Genomic DNA, 21,975 nt, shown 5'->3' on the forward strand with positions numbered 1-21,975 from the left:
ACCGTCTCATCGTGGCGATCATCCTGGTGAAAAACGCAACGGCCTGACCCAAGCCATTCTCAGTCCTGTCTGGCGATCGGCGGCGAGGCTGCGGCAAAGCGCCTGGACAGGCCGTGATAGAGCCGTTCCTTGCACAGGAGATGCGCTCCAAAATCGGCAACCAGGGCCGAAGCGAGCAAAGGCAGCATGAGACCCCGGCTTGCGGTCGTCTCCGATACGATGATCACCGCCGTCAGCGGCGCGCGCACGACCCCTGTGAAATAGGCGATCATGCCCAGCAGGACAATCGCGCCGGGCGGATAGGAGGGAAACAGGCTTCGAAGCATGTCGCCGATCCCCGCGCCCACCGAGAGGGATGGCGCGAAGATGCCGCCGGGAAGACCGGATACGGCGGTCGCGAGGCTCGCCAGGAACTTGGCGCCGCCAAACCAGACCGGTACGTCCGCGCCGGCAATGACCGCATGCGCGGTCTGGTAGCCCGTCCCCCAGGTGAGACCGGTGATCGTGCCCACAAGCGCCACGAGCGCGCCGCACGCCCCGGCAAAGAGAACCGGCCGTGCCCGCATCCAGCGCATCGGCGCGAACATCGTTGTGCCTGCTCCCAGCATCAGGCGCGAGAAGAGACCGCCTGCCAGCCCCCCCAGCACGCCGGCGACCGGCGCGGCCACCAGCGCGTCGCGCGCACTCAGCGTCTGGCGCATTTCGCCAAAATAGACATAGTCGCCCGATATGCCGAGGCTCACCATGCCCGCGATCAGGACGGCCGCCATGACGAGAAGCGTCATGCGCTGCTCATAGGCGGCGGCCAGTTCCTCGATCGCGAACGCCACGCCGGCAAGCGGCGTGTTGAAGGCTGCCGCAACCCCCGCCGCGCCGCCTGCAATATACACAGATGCCCGCAGCGGCACGCCCATCAGCCGATGGGCATGGCCCATGATCGACGCGGCGATCTGGACCGTGGGGCCTTCACGGCCCACCGAAGCGCCGAGGAACAGGCTTGCGATGGTCAGCACGAACTTCACGCAAACGGTCCGCGCAGAGGCGAGGGCCTCCAGGCCGCGCTCAGGATCGCGCGAGGCGGCGATCACCTGCGGGATGCCCGAGCCCGACGCCAGCGGGGCCACCTTGCAAGTCAGCCATGCGAGAACCGCAAAGCCGGGCGGCGTCAAGACCAGCGGCGCCCACCACCAGCGGCGTGCTCCCTCCAGAAACAGCTCGGCCGCCGTGTCGGCCAGACGGGCAAAGAGCAGCGCGACAAGGCCAACCAGCACAGCGCCGCCCAATATGGCGGTGCGCCGCCGCCATATCAAAGCCTGGGGTCCATGACGCCGCAGCAGCAGGCGGACAAGACGAAATGTCCGGCTGAAGCGCCCATGTCCGGATCGGTCGTGACCTGCCGGCATTCAGGCAGGCTCCGACCGGTCGATCAAGCCGCTGTCGAGCAGCGGCGCGGCGTCGATGTCCTGGGCGTCCATCAGCATGGCGAGACGCTCGACAGCGGCAAGGATCATCGCCTGCTCCCATGGAGGCAAATCGACAAAGCGGCCGGTAAACGTCATCTGCAGCGGATCGGGAGCGTCGGCGAGAGCCGCCCTGCCTGCGGGCTGGGCGGTGAGGATGAATTGACGCTTGTCCCGCTCGCTGCGTTGGCGCTGGACAAAGCCGAGTTCCTGCAGCCGGTCCACGATGGTGGTGATCGTCGCCTGGCTGAACTGGAGGGCGCTGGCGACGGCGCTGGGCGTGGCGGCCGTTCGGCCGGCGATTTCGCGCAGCACGAGCAATTGCGAAGGCGTAAGCCCCGTCGCCGCGGCGAGCTGGCGGCTGCCGATCTCGGTCGCCCGCAGGACGCGGCGAAGGGCACGGAGCGTGAGCGAGGCAAGTTGTGGTTCCATGGCCTGTCTACTGAAATGATAGCGAAATCCCCTAGCAAAATCCTTAGTCAAATAAAGCATTTTTCTCAGATGCTTTATCGGTCGAAGGATGGATTTTCCCCTTCAAGGGTTGAAAACCGAGTCAAAACGCGCATATAACACGCCAAAATTGAATAGGCAGACCATGCTGCCTGATAATATGGTTCGGGAGATTAATTATCTTCGATCGTTTGACCGACACGGCGGTTCCGCCGCCGAGGGTCGGCGCGCGCCCTGCGCCAGAGGCTCGTGCAGATGTCGTGTTGCGCCGGCCGCTTGCAACCGACGGTCCCGCCGTCACCCGCCTGGTGGGCGCCTGCCCGCCGCTTGATCCCAACTCGGCTTATTGCAACCTGCTCCAGTGCACGCATTTCGCCGACACTTGCGTGATTGCCGAGCAGAAGGGCGATACCGCCGGCTGGGTGTCGGGCTATCGCCCGCCCAGCGACCCTCATGCTCTCTTCATCTGGCAGGTGGCGGTATCGCCGGCCGCGCGCGGCATGGGCCTTGCCGGCCGCATGATCGAGGCACTGCTCGAGAGGCCCGCGGTCAGGAGCGCCACGCACCTTCTCACCACCGTGACCGGCGACAATGGCTCGTCATGGGCGCTCTTCGAGGGGCTGGCGGCGCGTTGGGGGGCACCGCTTCACCGCCGCCCGCTCTTCGAGCGCGATACCCATTTTGCCGGCGCGCACCCGACCGAATGGGAAGCGCGCATCGGTCCGCTGGCGCGCTGAGCGCGCCGCTTATCAACAGGAGGAACAAGATGATCCCCACCGGTCCCAGACCCACGTCCCGGACGCCTGACACAAGCCTCTACGAGCGGCGCGAGTCCGCCGTGCGCAGCTATGCGCGGTCGATGCCGCGCCAGTTCGCCAGGGCGCACAATGTGTGGATGCATGACAATCAAGGAGGCCGCTATCTGGATTTCCTCTCAGGCTGCTCCACGCTGAACTACGGCCACAATCATCCCGTGCTCAAACAGGCGCTGCTCGATTATGTGGCCGCCGACGGCATCGCGCACGGCCTTGACCTGCACACAGACGCCAAGGCTGCGTTTCTCGAGGCGCTCGAGCAACTGATCCTCTTGCCGCGCGGCCTCGACTATCGCGCGATGTTCACCGGCCCAACCGGCACCAATGCGGTCGAGGCGGCGATCAAGCTCGCGCGCAAGGTGACCGGCCGCGAGATGGTGATCGCCTTCACCAACGGCTTCCACGGCATGACGCTGGGGGCGCTCGCCTGCACCGGCAACGCCGCCAAGCGCGGGGGTGCGGGCGTGCCGCTCAGCCATGTCGCGCACGAGCCTTATGACGGCTATCATGGGGCGGATGTCGATACGGCCGCGTTGCTGGAGCGGCGCCTTGCCGATCCCTCGAGCGGCCTTGACGCCCCGGCCGCGATCCTCGTCGAGACGGTGCAGGGCGAAGGCGGGCTCAACGCTGCATCGCCCGGCTGGCTGCGCAGGATCAACGCTATCGCCAGGCGGCACGGCGCGCTGATGATCGTGGACGACATCCAGGCGGGCTGCGGCCGCACCGGCGGCTTCTTCAGCTTTGAGGGGCTGGGCTTCACGCCCGACATCGTCACCATGGCGAAGTCGCTCTCGGGCATGGGCCTGCCCTTTGCCCTGACCCTGCTGCGCCCCGAACTCGACCAATGGGCGCCGGGCGAGCATAACGGCACCTTCCGCGGCAATAATCACGCCTTCGTGACCGCGACGGCCGCGCTGCGCCATTTCTGGAGCGACGGGCGCTTCGAACGGGACGTCGCGCGCCGCGCCGCCCTGCTGGAGCGCAGGCTGGACGCGATGGCGGCCGAACATGGCCTCTCGACCCGGGGACGCGGCATGATGCGCGGCATCGACATGGGATCAGGCGAGGCGGCGGCCGCGGTTACCGCGGCCTGCTTCGAGCGCGGCCTCATCATCGAAACCAGCGGCGCGCGCGATGAGGTGGTCAAGGTCCTGGCGCCGCTCATCATCGATGATGCGCTGTTCTCTTCCGGGCTCGACATATTGGCCAGCTGCATTCGCGAAGCGCTCGCCCTCCCCTACGGCGTTGCCGCCGAATAAGAAGGAGATATCATGATCGTTCGTAAACTTCAGGACATCCGCAAGTCTGATCGCAACGTCAAATCTGCTCAGTGGGAAAGCGCTCGTCTTCTGCTGAAGGACGACAACATGGGCTTTTCCTTCCACGTCACCACCATGTACGCTGGCGAGGAAATCAGGATGCACTATCAGAACCATCTCGAAGCGGTGCTGGTTCTCAAGGGAAGCGGGACCATCGAGGATCTGGGCACCGGCATCACGCACCAGCTGGCTTCCGGCGTCATATATGCGCTCAATGCCCATGACAGGCATGTGGTGCGGCCAACCACCGACATATTGTGCGCCTGCGTCTTCAATCCGCCCGTCACGGGCCAGGAAGTCCATGATGAAAGCGGCGCCTATCCGGCCGAAGCGGACATGAACCGCGAGGCCGCACTGACCAACTGACCTTTACGAAAGGGGGGAAGTCCCTTGCAAGACGTCTACCCATCCCGCCACGCGAAAGTGGCGGAGTTTTTGCCGCGCCTCGACCCGGTCGTTCACAGCGATTGGAACGCGGACGCGCCCATCAGCATGGAACAGGCGGCGCAGTTTGACCGCGATGGCTATCTGGTGATGGACAATCTCTTTTCAGACGAGGAGATCGCCTTTCTCCAGCGCGAAGCCGGCAGGCTTCTGGCCGATCCCGACGCGCTGGAAGAAGAAACAGTCATCAGTGAGCCTGGCAGCCGGGAAATCCGATCGATCTTCCGCATCCATGCACAAAGCCAGGTCGTCGCGCGTCTCGCGGCAGATCGGCGGCTGGCCGATGTCGCGCGATTCCTGCTGGGCGACGACGTCTATATTCATCAGTCCCGCCTCAACTATAAGCCAGGATTTCGGGGCAAGGAATTCTATTGGCACAGCGATTTTGAAACCTGGCACATCGAGGATGGAATGCCGCGTATGCGGGCGCTTTCGATGTCGGTGTTGCTGGCTGAAAACACAGCCCACAACGGGCCGTTGATGCTGATCCCCGGCTCGCATCGCAGCTTCCTGACCTGCGTGGGCGAAACGCCCGAGGATCATTACCGCATGTCATTGAAGCAACAGGAATATGGCGTACCGGACGAGGACAGCCTGGCCGAGCTGGCGCACAAGCATGGCATCGTGGCGCCAACGGGCAAGCCCGGCTCGGTCGTGATTTTCGATTGCAACATCATGCATGGGTCGAACGGCAATATCACGCCCTTCCCCCGCGCCAACGCCTTCCTGGTCTATAATGCCGTCAGCAACCGGCTGGCCGCGCCCTTCGGGGTCGACAAGCCGCGCCCGGAATTCATCGCGGCGCGCGGCGAGCCGCAGCCGATCGTACCTGTATCAGGTCCGCTGGCCGAGGAGGTGCTGATATGAACCACCATAGCGTCGAGAAGATCGGCGGCACATCCATGGCCGAGACAGCCACGCTGTTCGACAATGTGCTGATTGGAGGCCGAAAGGGGACTGAGCTCTACAATCGCATCTTCGTCGTGTCCGCCTATGCGGGGATGACCGACCTGCTGCTGGAACATAAGAAGAGCGGTCAGCCGGGCGTCTACGGCCGCTTCGTCGCGGATGATGGCGCGGACGGCTGGCGCGAGGCGATGGAAGCGGTGCGCGCCGCCATGCAATCGCGCAATGCACAGATGTTCGCGCGAGCGGACAGCCAGCGGGAAGCCGACGCTTTCGTCGATATGCGGATCGATGCAGCGGCGGCCTGTCTGAACGATCTGGCGCGGCTGCGCAGCCATGGGCGCTTCTGCGTCAAGGAGCAGCTCGCAACCGTGCGCGAAATGCTGGCCGGGCTGGGCGAGGCGCATAGCGCCCACAGCACCGCCCTGTTACTGCGCGACCGGGGCGTCAATGCTGTCTTCGTGGACCTGACGCTTTGGCATCAGCAGAATATGCAGCAACTCGACGAGCGGATCATGACGGCGCTCGCTCCGATCGATCTGTCTTCCACCATGCCGATCGTCACGGGCTATGCAGGCTGCAGCGAGGGCATGGTGCGCCGCTATGCGCGCGGCTATTCGGAAATGACTTTTTCGCGGATAGCGGTGCTGACCAGGGCGCGCGAGGCGATCATCCACAAGGAATTTCACCTGTCGAGCGCCGACCCCAAGCTGGTCGGGACGGACAAGGCGCGCAAGATCGGGCGGACCAATTATGACGTCGCCGATCAGCTCGCCAATTTGGGCATGGAGGCGATCCATCCGGGCGCCGGGCGCGGGTTGCGCCAGACCAATATTCCGCTGCGCGTGCGCAACACGTTCGACCGGGAGGATGGCGGGACGCTGATCTGCGGCGATTATGTGTCGGAGACTCCGCGCGTCGAGATCGTGACGGGCATCCGCCACGCCCAGGCACTCCAGTTCTTCGAACAGGACATGGTCGGCGTGAAGGGCTATGACGCCGCCATATTGGAGGCGCTCACGCGGCATGGCGCCTGGATCGTCAGCAAATCGTCCAACGCCAACACCATCACCCATTATCTGTCGGCAGATGCGGCGATGGTGAAGCGGGTGATCGACGATCTCCAGCAACGCTATCTGGATGCCTCGATCTCCGCTCATCCGGTCGCGATGGTGTCGGTAATCGGAAGCGACATATCCCGGCCCTCTCTGGTCCCCGATGCGCTGCGCGCGCTGGACGATGAAGGGATCGGCGTCATCGCGATGCAGCACCAGATCCGCAATGTCGATGTGCAGTTCATCGTCGATGTCGAACATTATGATGCCGCCGTCCGGGCGCTGCACAGCGCCTTGGTGGAGCGCGACAAGACGGCTTTGGAAGGACGGCGCGCCGCCTGAACGGCGTCCGATCGACTGTCATGCTATTGGCCATCCAACCCGTGCGCAGCCTTTTGCTGTCCATCTTCATGCTGATGGCGGGCAGCGGATTTCTGGCAACCCTGATCAGCCTGCGGCTCAATCGGGCGGGCAGCGGCACGATGACCATCGGCATCGTCGCCACCGCCTATTTCGGCGGGCTGATCATCGGGTCGCTGCGGGCGGGCGGCATAGTGCGGCGGGTAGGCCATATTCGCGCCTTTGCCGCTTTCGTCGCCCTGCTGTCGGCCAGCACATTATCCTATGCGCTGTGGACGCAGCCGCTGTTCTGGATGCTCTTGCGGCTGATCGACGGCATCTGCGTGGCAGGCGTTTTCGTGTGCCTGGAAAGCTGGCTCAACGATCGCACAGAGCCGCAGATGCGCGGCAGCGTGCTTGCCGCCTATATGGTCGCGCTCTATTCAGGGCAGGCAATCGGGCAACTGCTGCTCGGAGCGAGCGGGTCGCTGCCCGCGATCCCCTTCCAGCTCGCGTCCATTCTCATTTCGCTCGCCATCATCCCCTTGTGCCTCACGCGCAGTGCCGCACCCGCGCCGGTCGAGGCGAGCGCCTTCTCGATCCGTTCGCTGCTCGCTGCATCGCCGCTCGGCGCGTGGGGCGCCCTCGCCACCGGGATGATGCTCGGCGCCTTCTACGGCCTGGCGGCGGTCCATGTCCGGCGGCTGGGCCTCGACCTTTCGCAAACCGCGGGGTTCATGCTCATCGTGATCCTGGGCGGAGTGGCGCTGCAATGGCCGCTGGGACGTCTGTCCGACCGGCATGACCGGCGTCAGGTGATCGTGGGCAGTTTCACCGCGGCGGCACTGGTCAGTCTGGCGCTATCGCTGATCGGCGGCGGCCCCCTGCTCATGGGGCTGGGCGCGCTGTTCGGCGGCCTGAGCTTTGCTCTTTATCCGCTGTGCGTGGCGCATTGCAACGACCGCCTGCTGGAAACAGAAAGGGTAGCGGCGAGCGGCCGGCTGGTGCTGATCTACTCCGTGGGCGCGGCGCTGGGGCCGCTCATAGGCGCGGGCTTCATGACCGTGGCGGGAACGGGAGGACTGTTCCTGTTCATAGCTCTGAGCGCCGGGCTGGCCATGGCGGTCGGGTTATGGCGGCAGCAGGCCTGTGCGCCTGTGCCGGGAAAATATCAGCAGGATTTCCAGATCGTGCCGCGCACGACACCGATGGCCTCGCTGCTCGACCCCAATGTCTCGGATGATGAAACCGCCGCAGGATGACGTGAGACGATGACGACCTCTGCCACCATTCACCCCTTCCCTTCCCCAAGGCAGACCGATGCCGCCACGCTGCGCCGTGCCATCGCGGCGTCTGCCCTTGGCAATGCGACCGAGTGGTTCGACTACGGCATCTATGCTTACGGGATCACCTACATATCCGCAGCGCTGCTGCCAGGCAGCACGCAACAGGCCATTTTGTTCGCCCTGGCGACTTTCGCGATCTCCTTCCTCGTGCGCCCGCTCGGCGGGCTTTTCTGGGGTCCGCTTGGAGACCGGCTTGGGCGCAAATCCGTACTGGCGCTCACCATATTGCTGATGTCGGGCGCGACACTGTGCGTGGGTCTGATACCCGATCATGCGCGCATCGGTTTCTGGGCGCCGGTGCTGCTCATCGCGCTGCGCATGGTGCAGGGTTTCTCGACCGGCGGCGAATATGGCGGTGCGGCCACCTTCATGGCCGAATATGCGCCCGACGAGCGGCGCGGCTTTTACGGCAGCTTCCTCGAATTCGGGACGCTGGCAGGCTTTTCGCTGGGGGCGGCCCTGATGCTGGGCTTCTCGCTGCTGCTGGGCGATGCGGCGATGCACGCCTGGGGATGGCGCGTGCCGTTCCTGGTCGCGGCGCCCATGGGGTTGGTCGGCATGTATCTGCGATCGAAGATGGAGGATACGCCCGTCTTCCGAGCGGCGGCGCTCCATGATGCGGGGCAGCCATCGCCTCGCCTTCCTCTTCTTGTGCGCCGGCACTGGCGCCCCATGCTGGTGGTCGCCGGGCTGGTCGTGGCGCTCAATGTGGTCAACTATACGCTTCTTAGCTACATGCCGACCTATCTCCACCGCCGGATCGGATTATCGGCCGACGAGGCGCTGATCGTCCCGATCATCGGCATGCTCGCGATGATGGCGTTCCTGCCCTTCGCCGGCGCCTGGTCCGACAGGGTTGGCCGACGGGCGATGTGGCGCATATCGCTGATCGGGCTGCTCGTCGCTGTGGTGCCGCTCTATCTGCTGATGGCGACGGGGCTTGCGGGCGCCCTTCTAGGATTTGCCGTTCTAGGGCTGCTTTATGTGCCGCAACTCGCGACGATCACGGCCACTTTCCCCGCGCTGTTCCCCACCAGGGTGCGCTTTGCGGGCTTCGCCATTGCCTATAATGTATCGACGAGCATCTTTGGCGGGACCGCGCCGGCGATCGGCAGCGGGCTGATCAGCCTCACCGGCAATGAACTCATGCCCGCCTTTTACATGATGCTGGCCTGCATCGTCGGTCTGATCGCGCTGCACTTCATGCCCGAGACGGCGGGCCGCTCGCTCCATGGCGATCCCTTCGCGGAGAAACGGGCGTGATTACCAACCTTCCGGTTTCCAGCGACAGCATATCGATATTGACGCGCGGCTATGTGAATGAGCCGTGGGTGCAGAGCGCGCTGGCGCTGCTGCTGCTTGGCATATTCGCATGGGCTGCCAACTGGATCGCCAAGCGCATCGTGCTACGGCTGCTGCTGCGGCTGCTGAACCACCTGCCCTTTCGCATTGAAGCACAGCATATCGGCGCGATCGTCGCGCGTCTGTCGAACATCGTGCCCGCCCTGGCGATCGCGGCCGGCATCGGCGCTGTACCCCATCTGCCCGAAGGGGCCAGCGCGTTCGTTAGAAGCCTGTGCACGGCCTTCATCATCCTCACGATCGCCATAGCGGTGAGCGGCGGCCTGGCGCTGCTCAATGACCTCTACCAGCGCCGCCCGAACGCTGCGAACCGCCCCATCAAGGGCTATGTGCAGCTCGGCAAGCTGCTGGTCTATGGCGCGGCCGCGATCCTGATCATCGCCGCGCTCATGAACCAGTCGCCGCTGCTGCTCCTGTCAGGGCTTGGCGCGATGGCTGCCGTGTTGATGCTGGTGTTCAAGGACACGATCCTGTCCCTGGTCGCCTCGGTCCAGATCGGCTCCAATGACATGGTGCGGGTGGGCGACTGGATTGAAATGCCCCAGCTCAGCGCGAACGGCGACGTCATCGATATCGCGCTGCATACGGTGAAGATCCAGAATTTCGACAAGACGATCACCACGGTGCCCACGCACCGGCTGATCTCGGAGAGCTTCCGCAACTGGCGCGGCATGTCGGAATCGGGTGGACGGCGCATCATGCGCTCAGTGATGATCGACCAGAACAGCGTGCGCTTCCTTGACGAGGACGATGTCAAGAAGATGGCCCGCTTCCTCGTTCTGCGCCCCTATCTCGAGACGAAGAGACAGGAAATCGACCGCTGGAACAGGGAGCATGGCGCCGACGACCTGGTCAATGGCAGACGATTGACGAATGTCGGCACATTTCGCGCCTATGTGCTGGCCTATCTGCAATCCCGGCGGGATATCGCGCAGGACAAGACCTTGCTCGTACGCCAGCTTGCGCCCAGCGAGAACGGGCTGCCGCTCGAGATCTATGCCTTCGCCACCAGTACGGTCTGGGCGGAATATGAAGGCATACAGGCTGACATCTTCGATCATCTGATCGCGATACTGCCTGATTTTGGTCTGCAGCTGTTTCAGCGTCCGACGGGCGCCGATCTCTCCATGCTGGCGGTCCTGCCCGAGCCTTCGACAAAAGCTGCGTAGCGCAGGCTTCCTGCAGGAGCGGACCGGGCAACCCGGTTTGCAAGATGCAGGCGTTGGCGACAGGATTTGAGAGGCGGTTCATCTGTCCACGCGCGCCGCCCAAGACGAACGCCGGCCCGTGCAAGGTCGAGCCCCTGTCCTCGCGTCAGAAAGCAAAGGGTGGTTGTGACCGCCTGACTGGTCACAGTTTCGGCGCGCCTCGAGCATGCAGACCCGAGGGCGCGCCGGACAACCGGCCTCAGCCGGCCTTGGCTGCCTGTGCAAGAACCTGGGCGGAAGGCTTGTTGGCCGCGTCGACCGATCCATCGGCGAGCATCGCCTTCGACATCGTCGCGGCTTCGTCCTTGAGCGCCTGATCCTCACTGGTCTGGCTCGCGCCGATGAGCGCTGCGAGCAGAAGATTGCGGTTGACAGGATTGGACTGTTCAGCGGCGGTCTTGCGGGCGAGCGGGATCGCTTCGGCATAAAGCGGCGCCGCGCCTGCCTTGTCCTGCTTGCCGAGCCTGAAATTCCCCAGCTGGATGAGGATGCCGGTCAGCACGCCCCTGCTCTGCGCATCGGCAGGCCTGGCGGCGACGACCTTGCGCCAATGGGGCAGGCTTTCTTCATAGAGGGGAGCGACAGCGTCCAGTTTCTGCAAGGCCGCGTTCGCAGCAGCCGCAGCGTAGAGCGCGTTGGCGAGGAAGTTCACATTGTCGATCTTCTCGGGCTGGGTTTTGACTGCGTCGCGGATTGCCGGAAGCGCCGCTTCATATTTGGCAAGAGCCGTCGCATTGTCGCCCTTTTGCTGCGCCTGCTGGCCAGCGGTGAAATCGGTCACGGCCTTGTTGAAGGCAACGATCTGTTCCTGGCTGAGGGTAGCGGCGGCAGCGGCGGTGGGCGCCGGCGCCGCAGTTGCCGCCGGCGCTTGAGGAACCGCGGGCGCTGCGGCTTCCTGCGCGGCGGCGGGCAGGGCAGTGGACAGGAAGAGGGTCGTCAGTACAGTTTTATACATCGATTTTTCTCCGCTTTGATGGCTCTCAGGGAGGTTGAACTCCGACAAGCAGCCACGGTTGCCTTGAGGGAATGCCTAGGTCGCCAATAGGTCTATTGGTTCAGAAGGCGGGAATATGGCGTCGATGATCTTCAAGGCGAGGACATCGAGCCGGTAGGGCTTGGCAAGGATGGGACCAAAGTGCGCAGGTCCGCCGGGGGCTCCTGCCCGTTCAGGCCGGCCGAGGTCACCAATATCCTGATCTCGGGCCAGCGCCGGCTCACCTCACGAACCAGGTCGAAGCCGTCCTGCGCGCCGGGCATGTTCACATCGGTGAAGACGAGGTCGATCCGGCCGTCAAGCTGGTGGAGAACGCCAAGCGCCTCCTCGACATCCTGCGCGGCGAAAACGGTGAACTCCTGGTCGACCAGAAACTCGCACACATTCATGCTGACCAGGGCTTCATCTTCCACCACAAGAATGATGACCGGTCTGGGAAATCGGGGTCTGCCAGTCGGCGCTGCGGTCGTGAACTGCTCCTTGTGCTTCATGCCGCCCTTATGTCTTGGTAAAAGGGAAGGGCGATTATCATGTCCCTGGCGCAGGTGCGCCGCGGGGAGGATATGAGCCGCAAAGATATTTCGCCGTACAGCATCCAAATCATCTCATGGACTGTCAGTCCGGCCGCGAGCCGGACGCCTCTCTCTTGCCTTTTAGACAGACACGGCGCCGTGGCGTTATTATAGCTTTTATATACATGGACCGCCCCGGGCCTGCTGGCTAAGACGGGAAATGCCTCTTTTCTTCAGCCGGCGGGCGATCTTGCGTCCATGATCGACAGGAAGCATCAAAGGACGTTTTCGCAACCGCGCGCAGGGGCGCTCTCATGGCGTGCCGCGCTCCTGGCCGGGGCTGTCGTCCTGCCGTCCTGGTTCATCGCCATCTATGCCCAGCCCGGGCTGGGACGCGTGGCCGCCGCCCTGCTTTTCGTCCTGGGCGTGGTGATCTGCGGCGCGCTCGGCGGCCTGGGCGCGGCACTTGCCGCGGCAACAGCCGCCTTCCTCCTCTATAATTTCTATCTGGTCGAGCCGGTTCTGAGCTTCGAGATTTCCACTGGCCGGGACGTCATTCCCCTGCTCCTGTTCAGCCTGTGCGCTGTCGTGGCCGGGGTCCTCGCCGCAAGGCTGAAGGATCGCGCGAGGGCCGCCGACGACAGCTACCGCCAGCTGAGCAGCCTGCTCGAGATCAGCCGGTCCCTCCAGTCCGCCGTCCGCGTCCCCGATATCGCCAGCGCGCTCGACGATCATCTGTCAGGTTCGTTCGATACGCTGGCAACGCTCTTCCTCGTGAGAGACGACACATTCGATGCCGCCGTAAACGGCCCAAGCGATGACATCGGCCTCCAGCTTGTGCGGAAAGCGGCAGATAGCGAGGACAGCCCCCGGGAGGAGGGTCCCTATACCGTCTATCGCCTCGACAGCGCCGCGGGATTTGAAGGGGCCATTCTGTTCGGCCACGGCCTGTCCCGGCCACCCGACAAGGCCTTCATGTCGGCGCTCGCCAATCTCATCGCCCTGGCGGTCGAGCGCGCCGCGCTTTCAGAGAGCAATGCCGAGCGGCGCGCCCAGGCCAGGACAGAGGAACTCAAGACGGCCCTGATCTCGTCGGTAAGCCACGATTTTCGGACGCCCCTCACCGCGATCAGCGCTTCTGCCTCAAGCCTCATCGAGTTTCGCGACAGGCTCGATCCGGCAGCGGCTGAGCGGCTGCTGCGCGGCATCGTCAGTGAATGCGATCGCCTCAATCGCTACACCTCCAATCTGCTGGAGATGAGCCGGCTCGAGGCGGGACAATCGCTTGCCCGCAGGCAGACGCTGGGCGTGGCCGACACGATGAGCGCGATCGTCCAGAGGGTCCGTCCCCGGGCGAGCCATCGCCGGATCGTGCGCCGGATGAGCGACGAGGATCTGCTGGTCAATGTGGATGCCGCGCTGTTCGATCTCGTACTGGTCAATGTGCTCGACAATGCGATCATCTACAGCGACGATGGAACCAGCATCCACCTCGATGTAGGCCGCGACGGCGATTTTTGCGTCATCTGCGTCTCCGACGAAGGACAGGGCATCCCGCCTGACGATCTGGAAAGGGTCTTCACCCGCTTCTACCGGGTTGCCCGCCCCCGCCCGTCGCCACGCGGAAGCGGACTTGGCCTCGCCATCGCCAAGGGCTTCACAGAAGCGGCTGGCGGCCGGATCGGGGCTGCCTCTCCGGGGCCAGGCGGGCGCGGCACCGTCATCACCATCATGCTACCCCTGGCCACGGAAAGCTCGCCCGCATGACTGCCTTGCACATCCTTGTCGTTGATGACGAGCCTTCCCTGGTCGACGTACTTCAGCCCGTTCTCGAGACAGCTGGCTATCGCATCACGGTGGCACAGGACGGACGCAGCGCCCAGGCAGCCATAGAGGCGATCGAATTCGACCTCATATTGCTGGATCTGGGCTTACCCGACATCGACGGCAAATCGCTGCTGCAGCGCGTCCGGCTCGACCAGGACGTGCCCGTCATCGTCATTTCCGCGCGGCATCAGGAGGCAGAGAAGATCGCCGCGCTCGATGAGGGCGCGGACGATTATGTCAACAAGCCCTTCGAGATCGGAGAGCTGATGGCGCGGATGCGCGCGGCGATCCGGCGTCATTCTCTTTCCCGGGCGGAGGCATCAACCTACCGCGCGGGTGGACTGGCGATCGATTTTCCAACCCGCCGCGTGACGCTTTCAGGAGAAACCGTCAAACTCTCGCCAAAGGAATATGATCTCCTCCAGACATTGGCGCGCAGGGCTGGACAGGTTGTGACGCACAAGCGATTGCTCGCCGCGGGCTGGGGCGCGGAGGCCACCGACACCCAATATCTGCGTGTCTATATCGGCCTTTTGCGCCAGAAGATCGAGCAGGACCCTTCAGATCCCTGCCTTCTCCTCACCGAACCGGGCGTTGGCTATCGCCTGATCGGGACCGGTTGACGTTGGGACGCCTCCTCATCGTTTCCAACCGGGTCCAGGCCGCAAGGCTCGAGGATGGCAGCGGCAACCAGGGCGGGCTTTCGGTCGCCCTTTCAGCAGCGCTGCGGGAATCCGGAGGCATCTGGTTCGGCTGGTCGGGCGATATCGCCGAGCATTTCTCCGGCGGCATGCATTTCGAGAAGGAGAACGGGATAACGACGGTCACCGTCGATCTCGAGGCAAGGGACGTGGAGGAATATTATAGCGGTTATGCCAACTGCACGCTGTGGCCCTTGTTCCACTATCGCCTCGACCTTGCCCGCTATGACCGGATGTTCGCCAATGGCTATGAGCGGGTGAACGAGCGGTTCGCCCAAACACTGGTCCCCCTGATCGAAGAGGGCGATCTCGTCTGGGTGAATGATTATCACCTCATCCCTCTGGGGGATCAGATACGCAGGCTAGGACGGTCCAACCGTCTGGGTTTTTTTCTGCATATTCCCTGGCCACCCATGCGCCTTCTCCTCTCCCTGCCCAGCCACCGTCAGCTCGTCGAGCTCCTGCTGGCCTATGACGTCGTGGGCTTCCAGGCCGAGGACTGGCTCGAATCCTTTCATGACTATCTGCGCGTACAGTTGGGTCTGGAAAAGGATGAAAAGAACCAGATTGCGTGGAATGGACGAACGATCCAGCTGGTCGTCTGCCCTGTTGGACTGGATAGTGAGGACTTCAAAACCATAGTCCGAAGCGGAGCCGCGAAGGCGGCTTATCATTCCATGGTCCAGAGCCGCGCCGATCGATCCATGATCATTGGCGTCGACAGGCTTGATCATTCCAAGGGAGTTAAGGAGCGCTTCTGTGCATTTGAACGGCTGCTAGCGACATATCCAAGATTGCACGAGCAGCTGTTTCTGTTGCAGATTTCTCCCATCGCGCGCGATGATCTTGGCCATTACCGCGAAATCCGATCCGAGCTGGAAGCGCTCTCAGGCCGTATCAACGGCGCCTATGCCAGCCCCCATTGGGTGCCGATACGCTATGTCAACCAGAGCTACGACCGCGCCACGCTCGCGGGCATGTACCGTGCGGCTCGGGTGGGACTGGTGACGCCGCTGCGCGATGGCATGAACATTGTTGCCAAGGAATATGTCGCCGCGCAGGATCCCGACAATCCTGGCGTTCTGGTCCTTTCGCGCTTTGCCGGAGCCGCTGCCCAACTCGATGAAGCGCTGCTCGTCAACCCCTATAGCAGCGAAGAGGTATCCGAGGCGTGCCTCCAGGCGCTCTCGATGTCGAAATCTGAACGCCTGCGACGCTGGCGGCTACTGAATGACGTCATCGAGGCCCAGGATACTAGCTGGTGGTGGAGGACCTTCATCGGCTTCCTGGACGACGCGCCGGAAAGCCCCCTTGTCAGATCGTGACCGGGGATCGCAAAGGGATGGCTTCGCCTGCCTGGCCGGCCTGCGCGGCGACTTCATCATCAAAGTGGCTCGCCCTTAGCACATCTTCAAGAAAGGGATTGTCCGGCAGCCGCTGCCGCGCCAGGCTGATCGCCTTGCCCACGAGCGTGGCGTAAAGCTGCTGCCGCACCTCGACATCACCGGTTTGGCAGTCCAGCTCGGCAAAACCCTGCGAAAGCCGCTGTTCAACCAATGACTGGACCCCGCGCACGGCCTGTGAGCCGCACCAATCCTCCAGGGAGCCGGCGCCGCCTTTCGACACAGTAAAATCGAGATGATCCTTCGTGTGATCGTTCAACACTCTGCGTCCATCAAATTTCTCCTTCGCAGGAGGCGACCATAGCACGGGACCGGGGAAAGTGTTTTTATAGGATTTTTATCGGCCTGATGCTTCACCCAAACAAGGGCATCGGAAATATCGCAGGTGTCGCTGACACCAGGAGCATGCCCCGGCATGCGGCGGCGTGACCCGGTCGATCAGCCTCTTTGGCGCATCGTGATCTTGCACTTCCCGGACGCTGCTGCGATAGCGGCTGTGGGTGCACGCTTGTGAGCTGGCGGGCAGGTTCACAATGTGTTGGTCGGGCCGCCAGCACGGCAGAATCCTGTCCGGAGATCGGATGCCCGAACATCATCACAGACCCCCTAGCGCGCTGCGCCTGTTCCTGACCAACCAGTCGACGGGAGGCCTTGTCCTTATCGGAACGGCCGCCGTGGCGCTGCTGATCGCCAATTCTGCTCTCGGCCCCGCCTATGAGGCACTGCTGAGCACCTATCTCGGGCCGATGTCGGTCATCCACTGGATCAATGACGGGCTCATGGCCCTCTTCTTCCTGCTGGTCGGGCTCGAGATCAAGCGGGAGATGGTCGACGGCCAGCTTTCCACATGGTCGCGCCGCATATTGCCCGGGGTTGCGGCCCTTGGAGGCATGGCCGTGCCGGCCCTGCTTTATCTCGCCTTCAATTCAGGGCCGACCGCGCGCGGATGGGCGATCCCCGCCGCAACCGACATCGCTTTCGCGCTTGGCGTCATCTCTCTGCTGGGAACACGGGTTCCCGCCTCGCTGCGTGTGTTCCTGGCAGCGCTCGCCATCATCGACGATCTGGGCGCAGTGATCATCATAGCCCTGTTCTATACGGCAAAGCTCTCGATCATCGATCTGGCGGGAGCGGCTGGCGTGGTTGCGCTGCTATTCGCCCTCAACCGCCGCGGGGTGCGCCGTCTTGCGCCCTATCTGCTTCTGGGAGCGTTGCTGTGGCTGCTCGTCTATCGCTCAGGCATTCACGCGACGCTCGCGGGCGTTCTTCTGGCGCTGGCGATCCCGATGGATGGAAGACCCGGACAATCCGATGATGAAAGCGTCAGCCCCCTCCATCGGCTGGAACATGCCCTGCATATCCCCGTGGGCTTTCTCATCGTCCCGCTATTTGCGCTCGCAAACGCGGGCGTTCCCTTCCTCGATCTGTCTTTGGATGCGCTGACAGCGCCAGTCACCCTGGGGGTCGCGGCCGGTTTGCTGCTGGGAAAGCCACTGGGTGTGTTCGGCTTGTCGATGCTGGCTGTCCGCCTGGGACTGGCCGATGCTCCGGCCCATGCCAGCCCCTGGCAGATGTTCGGCGTGGCGCTTGTGTGCGGCATCGGATTCACGATGAGCCTGTTCATCGGCCTGCTTGCTTTCCCGGCAGCTCCTATCCTGATCTCGGAAGCGAAGATCGGCATTCTGGCGGGCTCGCTGCTCTCGGGACTCCTTGGATATGCCGTGCTGCGGCTCGCGCACAGCGAAAGAATGGAACAGGCGCGGCAAGGCGCCTGAGCCTTGCCTGATGGCAGGCCGAGGACGATTGGCAAAACGACGCGGGAACGCTGTTGAGCCGGATTCCCACCGCATTTTCGGACATCCCGGACGCCACCAGCCTGCACGATACAGGCAGCGCCATTGCCGATAGGGAAGGCCTGCCTAGAAATCGCGCGCTCGCCCGGAGTCATGATCGGGGCCGGGCTTCGATCCAGGTGGAACGTCGGGTGGCAAGAAGCTGCACGGGCTGGCCAAGCTCTCTTGCAAGCATGGCCATCATCCAGTCTCGATGCGCTGTCAGGAAGGCATCGAACCCCTCGGCCCTGGAAGGATCGAAGGTGGGCACCGCCCAGTCCACCGTCGCAGGCTGATACTGCGCCTGCCATATGCCGCGCGGATCTTCAGGCGGATCGAGATGGAGGCCAAGGAAGCGGTTTCCCTCGAACAGGATGGAAGGTGAGTGCGGGAAGCCAGGGCCCAGGATATAGTCGGGTCCGTCGCGTCCTGTCTCATGGCCATAGCGCGCGACACCGGCAACGGCGAAAAGATTGTTGGCGATCTTCACGTCGCTGGGCCAGCCCTGCCATTGGGTGGCCGCGACCATGGCGACATCCTGCTGCCCCCCCAAATGGATGACATTGCCTTCGATCCGGGCATGGGAAATGCCCCCGGCCAGCTGAATGACCCGCGCGCCGTCGTGGCGGCTCACATTGCCGCGCACGAGGGTCCGCTGGTTGCCGACATTATCGGGGCCGATCCGTCCGGGCGAGCAGATGAGGACGAAACCGCCTTCATTGTCATGGCTGAAATTATGGGCGATCGTGGTCCTGCGCGAATTGAAGTCAGCGTCAAAGCCCTGTCCGTCCCATCGTCCCTGGGTGAAGGCTGCCTCGTTCAGCTGGATCAGCGTGTTGTCGGTGCTCCACTGCCAGATGGCCACATTATAGCCTGGAGCGCGGCTGGCGGCGTAGCGCACGATATTATGTTCAACGAGCGCGCCGTCGGTTCCGCGCGGGACGATCCCGTCGCCGCCGATATCCTCCAGATAATTGTCGCGGATGACGACGCGCTCGCCTGGAAACCAGCGGTCCAGCGTGACCTGATCGCTGATGCCGGCAATTCCCGAACGATCCACCCTCCAGATGATGTTGCGCTCGATCGTCAGGCCGTGAAAGCGCGTCGCCCTCTTGCCGCCCAGCGCCTGGAAAACAATGCCCCCATTATCCTTTCGTTCATTGGTGCCGCGGACATCGTGAATATACATGTCCCGCACGGCGATGTTGCGGGCGACCCCCACATCCCGCTGCGATATCAGCACACCGTAGCGAGGTCCCCCAGGCGGGCCGTCATTGGTGACTTCAAGGCCGCTCACCTCGACATATTCGGCGTTCAGGACCGCCACCCCATATTGCGAAATGCCTCCCGCCTCGATCCGCGGCCGCGCTCCAATCCCGGCGGCCCTCACGATGATCGGGAGGTTTTTTCGGCCCGACCGGGTAACGACGAGGGGCTCGCGCCAGACCGAACCTGCGGCCAACAGCACCTGATCGCCCGGTTCCAGCTTCGCTTCCCGCAGCCGGGCGAGGGAGCGCCAGGCCGTGCCGGGGAGCAACGCATCGTTCGCGTCATTCCCGTCGACGGCGTCGAGATGATAGGGACGCGCGTTGGCGCCCATGGCCGGTAAAAGGACGAGAATGAGGAAGAGAAGCCACAGGCGCCGAGCGGGTTCTCGCGTCATCCTGGCACCTGGTCCCAGTTCAGCAGGCGCGGCAAGAGGAAAGTATCCTGGACAAAACTCGAAAATGTCGGCGCTGCCATCCCCGATAATCAGCCTTTTGCCTCCTTGCCCAGATATTTGGAAAGCGGTGTGTCGGAGCCGCGAAAAGGTGCGCGCTCAGGGTTCATCAGATCATAGGTTACAGCATTTTCCAGTACGCGCTGCACATAGTTGCGCGTTTCGTAGAGGGGGATCTCCTCGATCCAGCGCAGCATGTCGGCGCCTGGCGCCCTTGGGTCGCCATTGGCGCGAAGCCAGCGGTTCACATTGCCCGGTCCCGCATTATAGGCCGCGACAGCGAGGGGATAGCTGCCGCGATAATAAGAGAGCATCCGCTCAATATAGGATGCTCCGAGCCTGATATTGTAGCCGGGGTCATCGAGCGATCCAGGATTATAGCGCAATCCCAGCTTCCCGGCCTGTTCGCGGGCGGTACCGGGCATCAGCTGCATCAGGCCCCGCGCGCCCGCATGGCTGACGATGCTCCTGTCGAACTGGCTTTCCTGCCGCGCGATGGCATGCACCATGGTCCAGCTGGATCGTGCTTCAGCGGGAACAGGTACGCGCGGAAAGGCGCTTTTCCCATAGCCCGCCAGACCGCTCGAGAGCGCGCGCCGGCCGACCATGACGCCCATGTCCGGGCGGCCGATATTCTGTGCGAGTTCGGCGGCGAGATGATGTTCGGCATCGCTGGCGGCGTGGTTTGCGATGGCGCGGGCAAACTGGCTCTGCTCCTTCCAATAACCCATCTGCCCAAGCGCCTTCACCGCGCGAACGACCGAGCGGCTGGCGAACGCGGAGCGCTCGGCGGAGGATATCGAAGCCTGGCGCCTGGCAGGGGCGGGCGCGGGGATCGGGCGACCCAGCCGTTCCAGCGCGAGCTGGCCGTAAAATTGGCGCGGGAAAACCGCGGCACGCGCGAAATAGCGCTTGGCATCGCCCGCCTTACCCGCCTGGAGCGCCGCGCGGCCAGCCCAGTAGAAGCCCTTCGACCGGGTCTGGGGCGACTTGGCGGCCGTGGCGTAGCGACGAAACATCTCCATGGCCGCCCGGGGTTTGTTGAGCTTGTAGAAAGCGGTCGAGCCTGCAAGCCAGGCGAGGCTGGTATAGTCGTCGCGCTCCCCTATCGGCCGGTCGCTGACGTCCGTCCCTGGCGCATAGGCATCGTCCAGCTTGCTCGCTATGCCATAGGCAAAGCTCCACTGGCTCTCCTTCGCGGCGGCACGGGCCTCGGCCAACAGCAGCTCGTACCATTTTTCCGCGTCACCCGGCCGAACGGCCAGCGCCGGGCGATTGGCGAGATACTGGCGTGCCCCGATCCGGTCGCCGGTCTTTCGCATCCAGGTCGCCTTGTCCGCGACAAAGCCGGCATCGCTTGCGCCGGCCGCTTGCGCCCGGTGCATCTTCGCTGCCGCATCGGCTATCTTCTGGCGCAGCGCGATCCGCGCCTCATAGATGGGACGACGAGAGGAAAGGACATAGGGCAGCATCCGCCGCGCGCCCGCGACGTCGCCCTTCCAGAGAAGGACGTCGGCGCGCCGGTCATGGTCCAGCCCCGTCCAGCGCGCGCCGAAGGAGGCGAGCAGCTCGGCCTCGTCACCTCTCGACAATGTCCCGCCGATCCAGGCATCGTGCGCGGCTCTGCGCGCCTCGTCCATCCGGCCCTCCTGCATGAGCGCAAAGGCAAGGCGCGCGTTCCCGGTCGCGGTGCGCGGCGGGAAGCGGGTGAAGAAGGCGATGACCTTATCGGGATCATAGCTGTCGGGATTGATGCTGCTTTCCGCCAGCCGGCGCATCCGGCTCTCCCCGGGCCAGCCAGGGTTCGCCATGATGAAGCCGGCATAAGCCGAAAAGCCCAGAGCGTCACTGCGCAAAAGCGCGCGCCATTGGCTGATGGTGCGGACGATGGCAGGATCGCTTGCAACCCCGATCCGGCCCTTGGCCCGCTGCCATGGACTGGGGTCTGCGCCGCCTCGTCCGGGCTGCGCAACGCCGCCGGCATCGCTGGATCTGCCCTGGGAAGAGCGGGGAATGTCCTTCGTCGCACTGACCGCAAGGGCCAGCGACAAGAGGGTGATCATGGTGGGCATCAGCGGTTCTTGCAGGTGATTGAAATGCTGGCGGACCGGCAACTTAGCCTGGTGCACCGCACAGGGTTATTATGACTTTCCTATGCCTCGGATCGATCGGCGCGCATCGAAGCGCCCAGCCGCCCTGGCCCAGCTTATCGCCCCGCCAGGCGGTCCGATGATCTTTGAAACGGGAGGAATTTTTGCCCGTGGCGCAGCGTTTGCATGGCG

General features: G+C 63.7%; 19 protein-coding genes. 12 read left to right on the top strand and 7 right to left on the bottom strand.

Features of this window, described 5'->3' with window-relative positions:
• Positions 1–59: 59 nt before the first annotated feature.
• Positions 60–1,403 carry a chloride channel protein gene (locus tag K426_RS26265; protein ID WP_021243587.1) on the bottom strand — a complete coding sequence of 448 codons (1,344 nt, stop codon included), beginning with the start codon at positions 1,401–1,403 and terminating at the stop codon, positions 60–62.
• The gene (locus tag K426_RS26270) at positions 1,404–1,892 is read right to left on the bottom strand and encodes a MarR family winged helix-turn-helix transcriptional regulator (RefSeq protein ID WP_021243588.1); all 489 of its coding nucleotides are present in this window, start codon (positions 1,890–1,892) and stop codon (positions 1,404–1,406) included.
• Positions 1,893–2,170: 278 nt separating this feature from the next.
• Between K426_RS26270 and ectA the strand changes: the two genes are divergently transcribed.
• Genes ectA through K426_RS26310 form a run of 8 tightly spaced genes read left to right on the top strand, consistent with a single transcriptional unit; the run spans position 2,171 to position 10,665 of the window.
• On the top strand, positions 2,171–2,647 hold the full coding sequence (ectA, locus tag K426_RS26275; protein WP_031290522.1) for a diaminobutyrate acetyltransferase: 477 nt from the start codon (positions 2,171–2,173) through the stop codon (positions 2,645–2,647).
• A 29-nt stretch (positions 2,648–2,676) separates the two neighbouring features.
• Positions 2,677–3,984 (top strand): diaminobutyrate--2-oxoglutarate transaminase, encoded by a 1,308-nt coding sequence (ectB, locus tag K426_RS26280; RefSeq protein WP_021243590.1) that lies wholly within the window; start codon positions 2,677–2,679, stop codon positions 3,982–3,984.
• 12 nt (positions 3,985–3,996) lie between these two features.
• Positions 3,997–4,410, top strand: a complete 414-nt coding sequence (locus K426_RS26285; RefSeq protein ID WP_021243591.1) for an ectoine synthase — start codon at positions 3,997–3,999, stop codon at positions 4,408–4,410.
• 24 nt (positions 4,411–4,434) lie between these two features.
• A complete protein-coding gene (gene thpD, locus K426_RS26290) occupies positions 4,435–5,355 on the top strand; it encodes an ectoine hydroxylase (protein WP_031290523.1) in 921 nt (306 codons plus the stop codon).
• Positions 5,352–6,791 carry an aspartate kinase gene (locus tag K426_RS26295; protein ID WP_021243593.1) on the top strand — a complete coding sequence of 480 codons (1,440 nt, stop codon included), beginning with the start codon at positions 5,352–5,354 and terminating at the stop codon, positions 6,789–6,791. The genes thpD and K426_RS26295 overlap by 4 nt, the downstream gene beginning before the upstream one ends.
• Positions 6,792–6,811: 20 nt before the next feature.
• Positions 6,812–8,050 (top strand): MFS transporter, encoded by a 1,239-nt coding sequence (locus K426_RS26300; protein WP_021243594.1) that lies wholly within the window; start codon positions 6,812–6,814, stop codon positions 8,048–8,050.
• A 9-nt stretch (positions 8,051–8,059) separates the two neighbouring features.
• Positions 8,060–9,397, top strand: coding sequence for an MFS transporter (locus K426_RS26305; RefSeq protein WP_021243595.1), 1,338 nt, complete (start codon positions 8,060–8,062; stop codon positions 9,395–9,397).
• The gene (locus tag K426_RS26310) at positions 9,394–10,665 is read left to right on the top strand and encodes a mechanosensitive ion channel family protein (RefSeq protein WP_021243596.1); all 1,272 of its coding nucleotides are present in this window, start codon (positions 9,394–9,396) and stop codon (positions 10,663–10,665) included. The genes K426_RS26305 and K426_RS26310 overlap by 4 nt, the downstream gene beginning before the upstream one ends.
• 238 nt (positions 10,666–10,903) lie before the next feature.
• On the opposite strand, the gene K426_RS26315 is transcribed toward K426_RS26310, so the two are convergent.
• Together K426_RS26315 and K426_RS26320 are read right to left on the bottom strand one after the other, a co-directional pair.
• Complete coding sequence (locus tag K426_RS26315) at positions 10,904–11,659, bottom strand: hypothetical protein (protein ID WP_021243597.1); 756 nt, start codon at positions 11,657–11,659, stop codon at positions 10,904–10,906.
• Positions 11,660–11,790: 131 nt separating this feature from the next.
• Positions 11,791–12,189, bottom strand: coding sequence for a response regulator (locus tag K426_RS26320; RefSeq protein WP_237230207.1), 399 nt, complete (start codon positions 12,187–12,189; stop codon positions 11,791–11,793).
• 279 nt (positions 12,190–12,468) lie between these two features.
• On the opposite strand from K426_RS26320, the gene K426_RS26325 reads away from it, so the two are divergent.
• Genes K426_RS26325 through K426_RS26335 form a run of 3 tightly spaced genes read left to right on the top strand, consistent with a single transcriptional unit; the run spans position 12,469 to position 16,063 of the window.
• Entirely contained in the window at positions 12,469–13,977 is a 1,509-nt protein-coding gene (locus K426_RS26325) for a sensor histidine kinase (protein ID WP_066564193.1), read from the top strand.
• The gene (locus K426_RS26330) at positions 13,974–14,660 is read left to right on the top strand and encodes a response regulator transcription factor (RefSeq protein ID WP_021243601.1); all 687 of its coding nucleotides are present in this window, start codon (positions 13,974–13,976) and stop codon (positions 14,658–14,660) included. Before K426_RS26325 ends, K426_RS26330 begins: the two co-directional genes overlap by 4 nt.
• A gap of 2 nt (positions 14,661–14,662) precedes the next feature.
• Positions 14,663–16,063, top strand: a complete 1,401-nt coding sequence (locus K426_RS26335; RefSeq protein WP_031290525.1) for an alpha,alpha-trehalose-phosphate synthase (UDP-forming) — start codon at positions 14,663–14,665, stop codon at positions 16,061–16,063.
• On the opposite strand, the gene K426_RS26340 is transcribed toward K426_RS26335, so the two are convergent.
• Positions 16,053–16,400, bottom strand: coding sequence for a hypothetical protein (locus tag K426_RS26340; protein WP_021243603.1), 348 nt, complete (start codon positions 16,398–16,400; stop codon positions 16,053–16,055). The two genes, K426_RS26335 and K426_RS26340, sit on opposite strands and share 11 nt — an antisense overlap.
• A gap of 322 nt (positions 16,401–16,722) precedes the next feature.
• Between K426_RS26340 and nhaA the strand changes: the two genes are divergently transcribed.
• Positions 16,723–17,916 (top strand): Na+/H+ antiporter NhaA, encoded by a 1,194-nt coding sequence (gene nhaA, locus K426_RS26345; RefSeq protein ID WP_021243604.1) that lies wholly within the window; start codon positions 16,723–16,725, stop codon positions 17,914–17,916.
• A gap of 169 nt (positions 17,917–18,085) precedes the next feature.
• On the opposite strand, the gene K426_RS26350 is transcribed toward nhaA, so the two are convergent.
• Positions 18,086–19,636 carry a right-handed parallel beta-helix repeat-containing protein gene (locus K426_RS26350; protein ID WP_031290526.1) on the bottom strand — a complete coding sequence of 517 codons (1,551 nt, stop codon included), beginning with the start codon at positions 19,634–19,636 and terminating at the stop codon, positions 18,086–18,088.
• 89 nt (positions 19,637–19,725) lie between these two features.
• Complete coding sequence (locus tag K426_RS26355; RefSeq protein ID WP_051187054.1) at positions 19,726–21,765, bottom strand: lytic transglycosylase domain-containing protein; 2,040 nt, start codon at positions 21,763–21,765, stop codon at positions 19,726–19,728.
• Positions 21,766–21,975 lie beyond the last annotated feature (210 nt).

Origin of the sequence: Sphingobium sp. TKS (genome assembly GCF_001563265.1) — a bacterium.
Taxonomy (GTDB): domain Bacteria; phylum Pseudomonadota; class Alphaproteobacteria; order Sphingomonadales; family Sphingomonadaceae; genus Sphingobium.

Coding starts and splice junctions, on each gene's coding strand:
- K426_RS26265 (WP_021243587.1), bottom strand. CDS start 1,403: ATGCCGGCAGGTCACGACCGATCCGGACATGGGCGCTTCAGCCGGACA.
- K426_RS26270 (WP_021243588.1), bottom strand. CDS start 1,892: ATGGAACCACAACTTGCCTCGCTCACGCTCCGTGCCCTTCGCCGCGTC.
- ectB (WP_021243590.1), top strand. CDS start 2,677: ATGATCCCCACCGGTCCCAGACCCACGTCCCGGACGCCTGACACAAGC.
- K426_RS26285 (WP_021243591.1), top strand. CDS start 3,997: ATGATCGTTCGTAAACTTCAGGACATCCGCAAGTCTGATCGCAACGTC.
- K426_RS26295 (WP_021243593.1), top strand. CDS start 5,352: ATGAACCACCATAGCGTCGAGAAGATCGGCGGCACATCCATGGCCGAG.
- K426_RS26300 (WP_021243594.1), top strand. CDS start 6,812: ATGCTATTGGCCATCCAACCCGTGCGCAGCCTTTTGCTGTCCATCTTC.
- K426_RS26305 (WP_021243595.1), top strand. CDS start 8,060: ATGACGACCTCTGCCACCATTCACCCCTTCCCTTCCCCAAGGCAGACC.
- K426_RS26315 (WP_021243597.1), bottom strand. CDS start 11,659: ATGTATAAAACTGTACTGACGACCCTCTTCCTGTCCACTGCCCTGCCC.
- K426_RS26320 (WP_237230207.1), bottom strand. CDS start 12,189: ATGAAGCACAAGGAGCAGTTCACGACCGCAGCGCCGACTGGCAGACCC.
- K426_RS26325 (WP_066564193.1), top strand. CDS start 12,469: ATGATCGACAGGAAGCATCAAAGGACGTTTTCGCAACCGCGCGCAGGG.
- K426_RS26330 (WP_021243601.1), top strand. CDS start 13,974: ATGACTGCCTTGCACATCCTTGTCGTTGATGACGAGCCTTCCCTGGTC.
- nhaA (WP_021243604.1), top strand. CDS start 16,723: ATGCCCGAACATCATCACAGACCCCCTAGCGCGCTGCGCCTGTTCCTG.
- K426_RS26350 (WP_031290526.1), bottom strand. CDS start 19,636: ATGACGCGAGAACCCGCTCGGCGCCTGTGGCTTCTCTTCCTCATTCTC.
- K426_RS26355 (WP_051187054.1), bottom strand. CDS start 21,765: ATGCCCACCATGATCACCCTCTTGTCGCTGGCCCTTGCGGTCAGTGCG.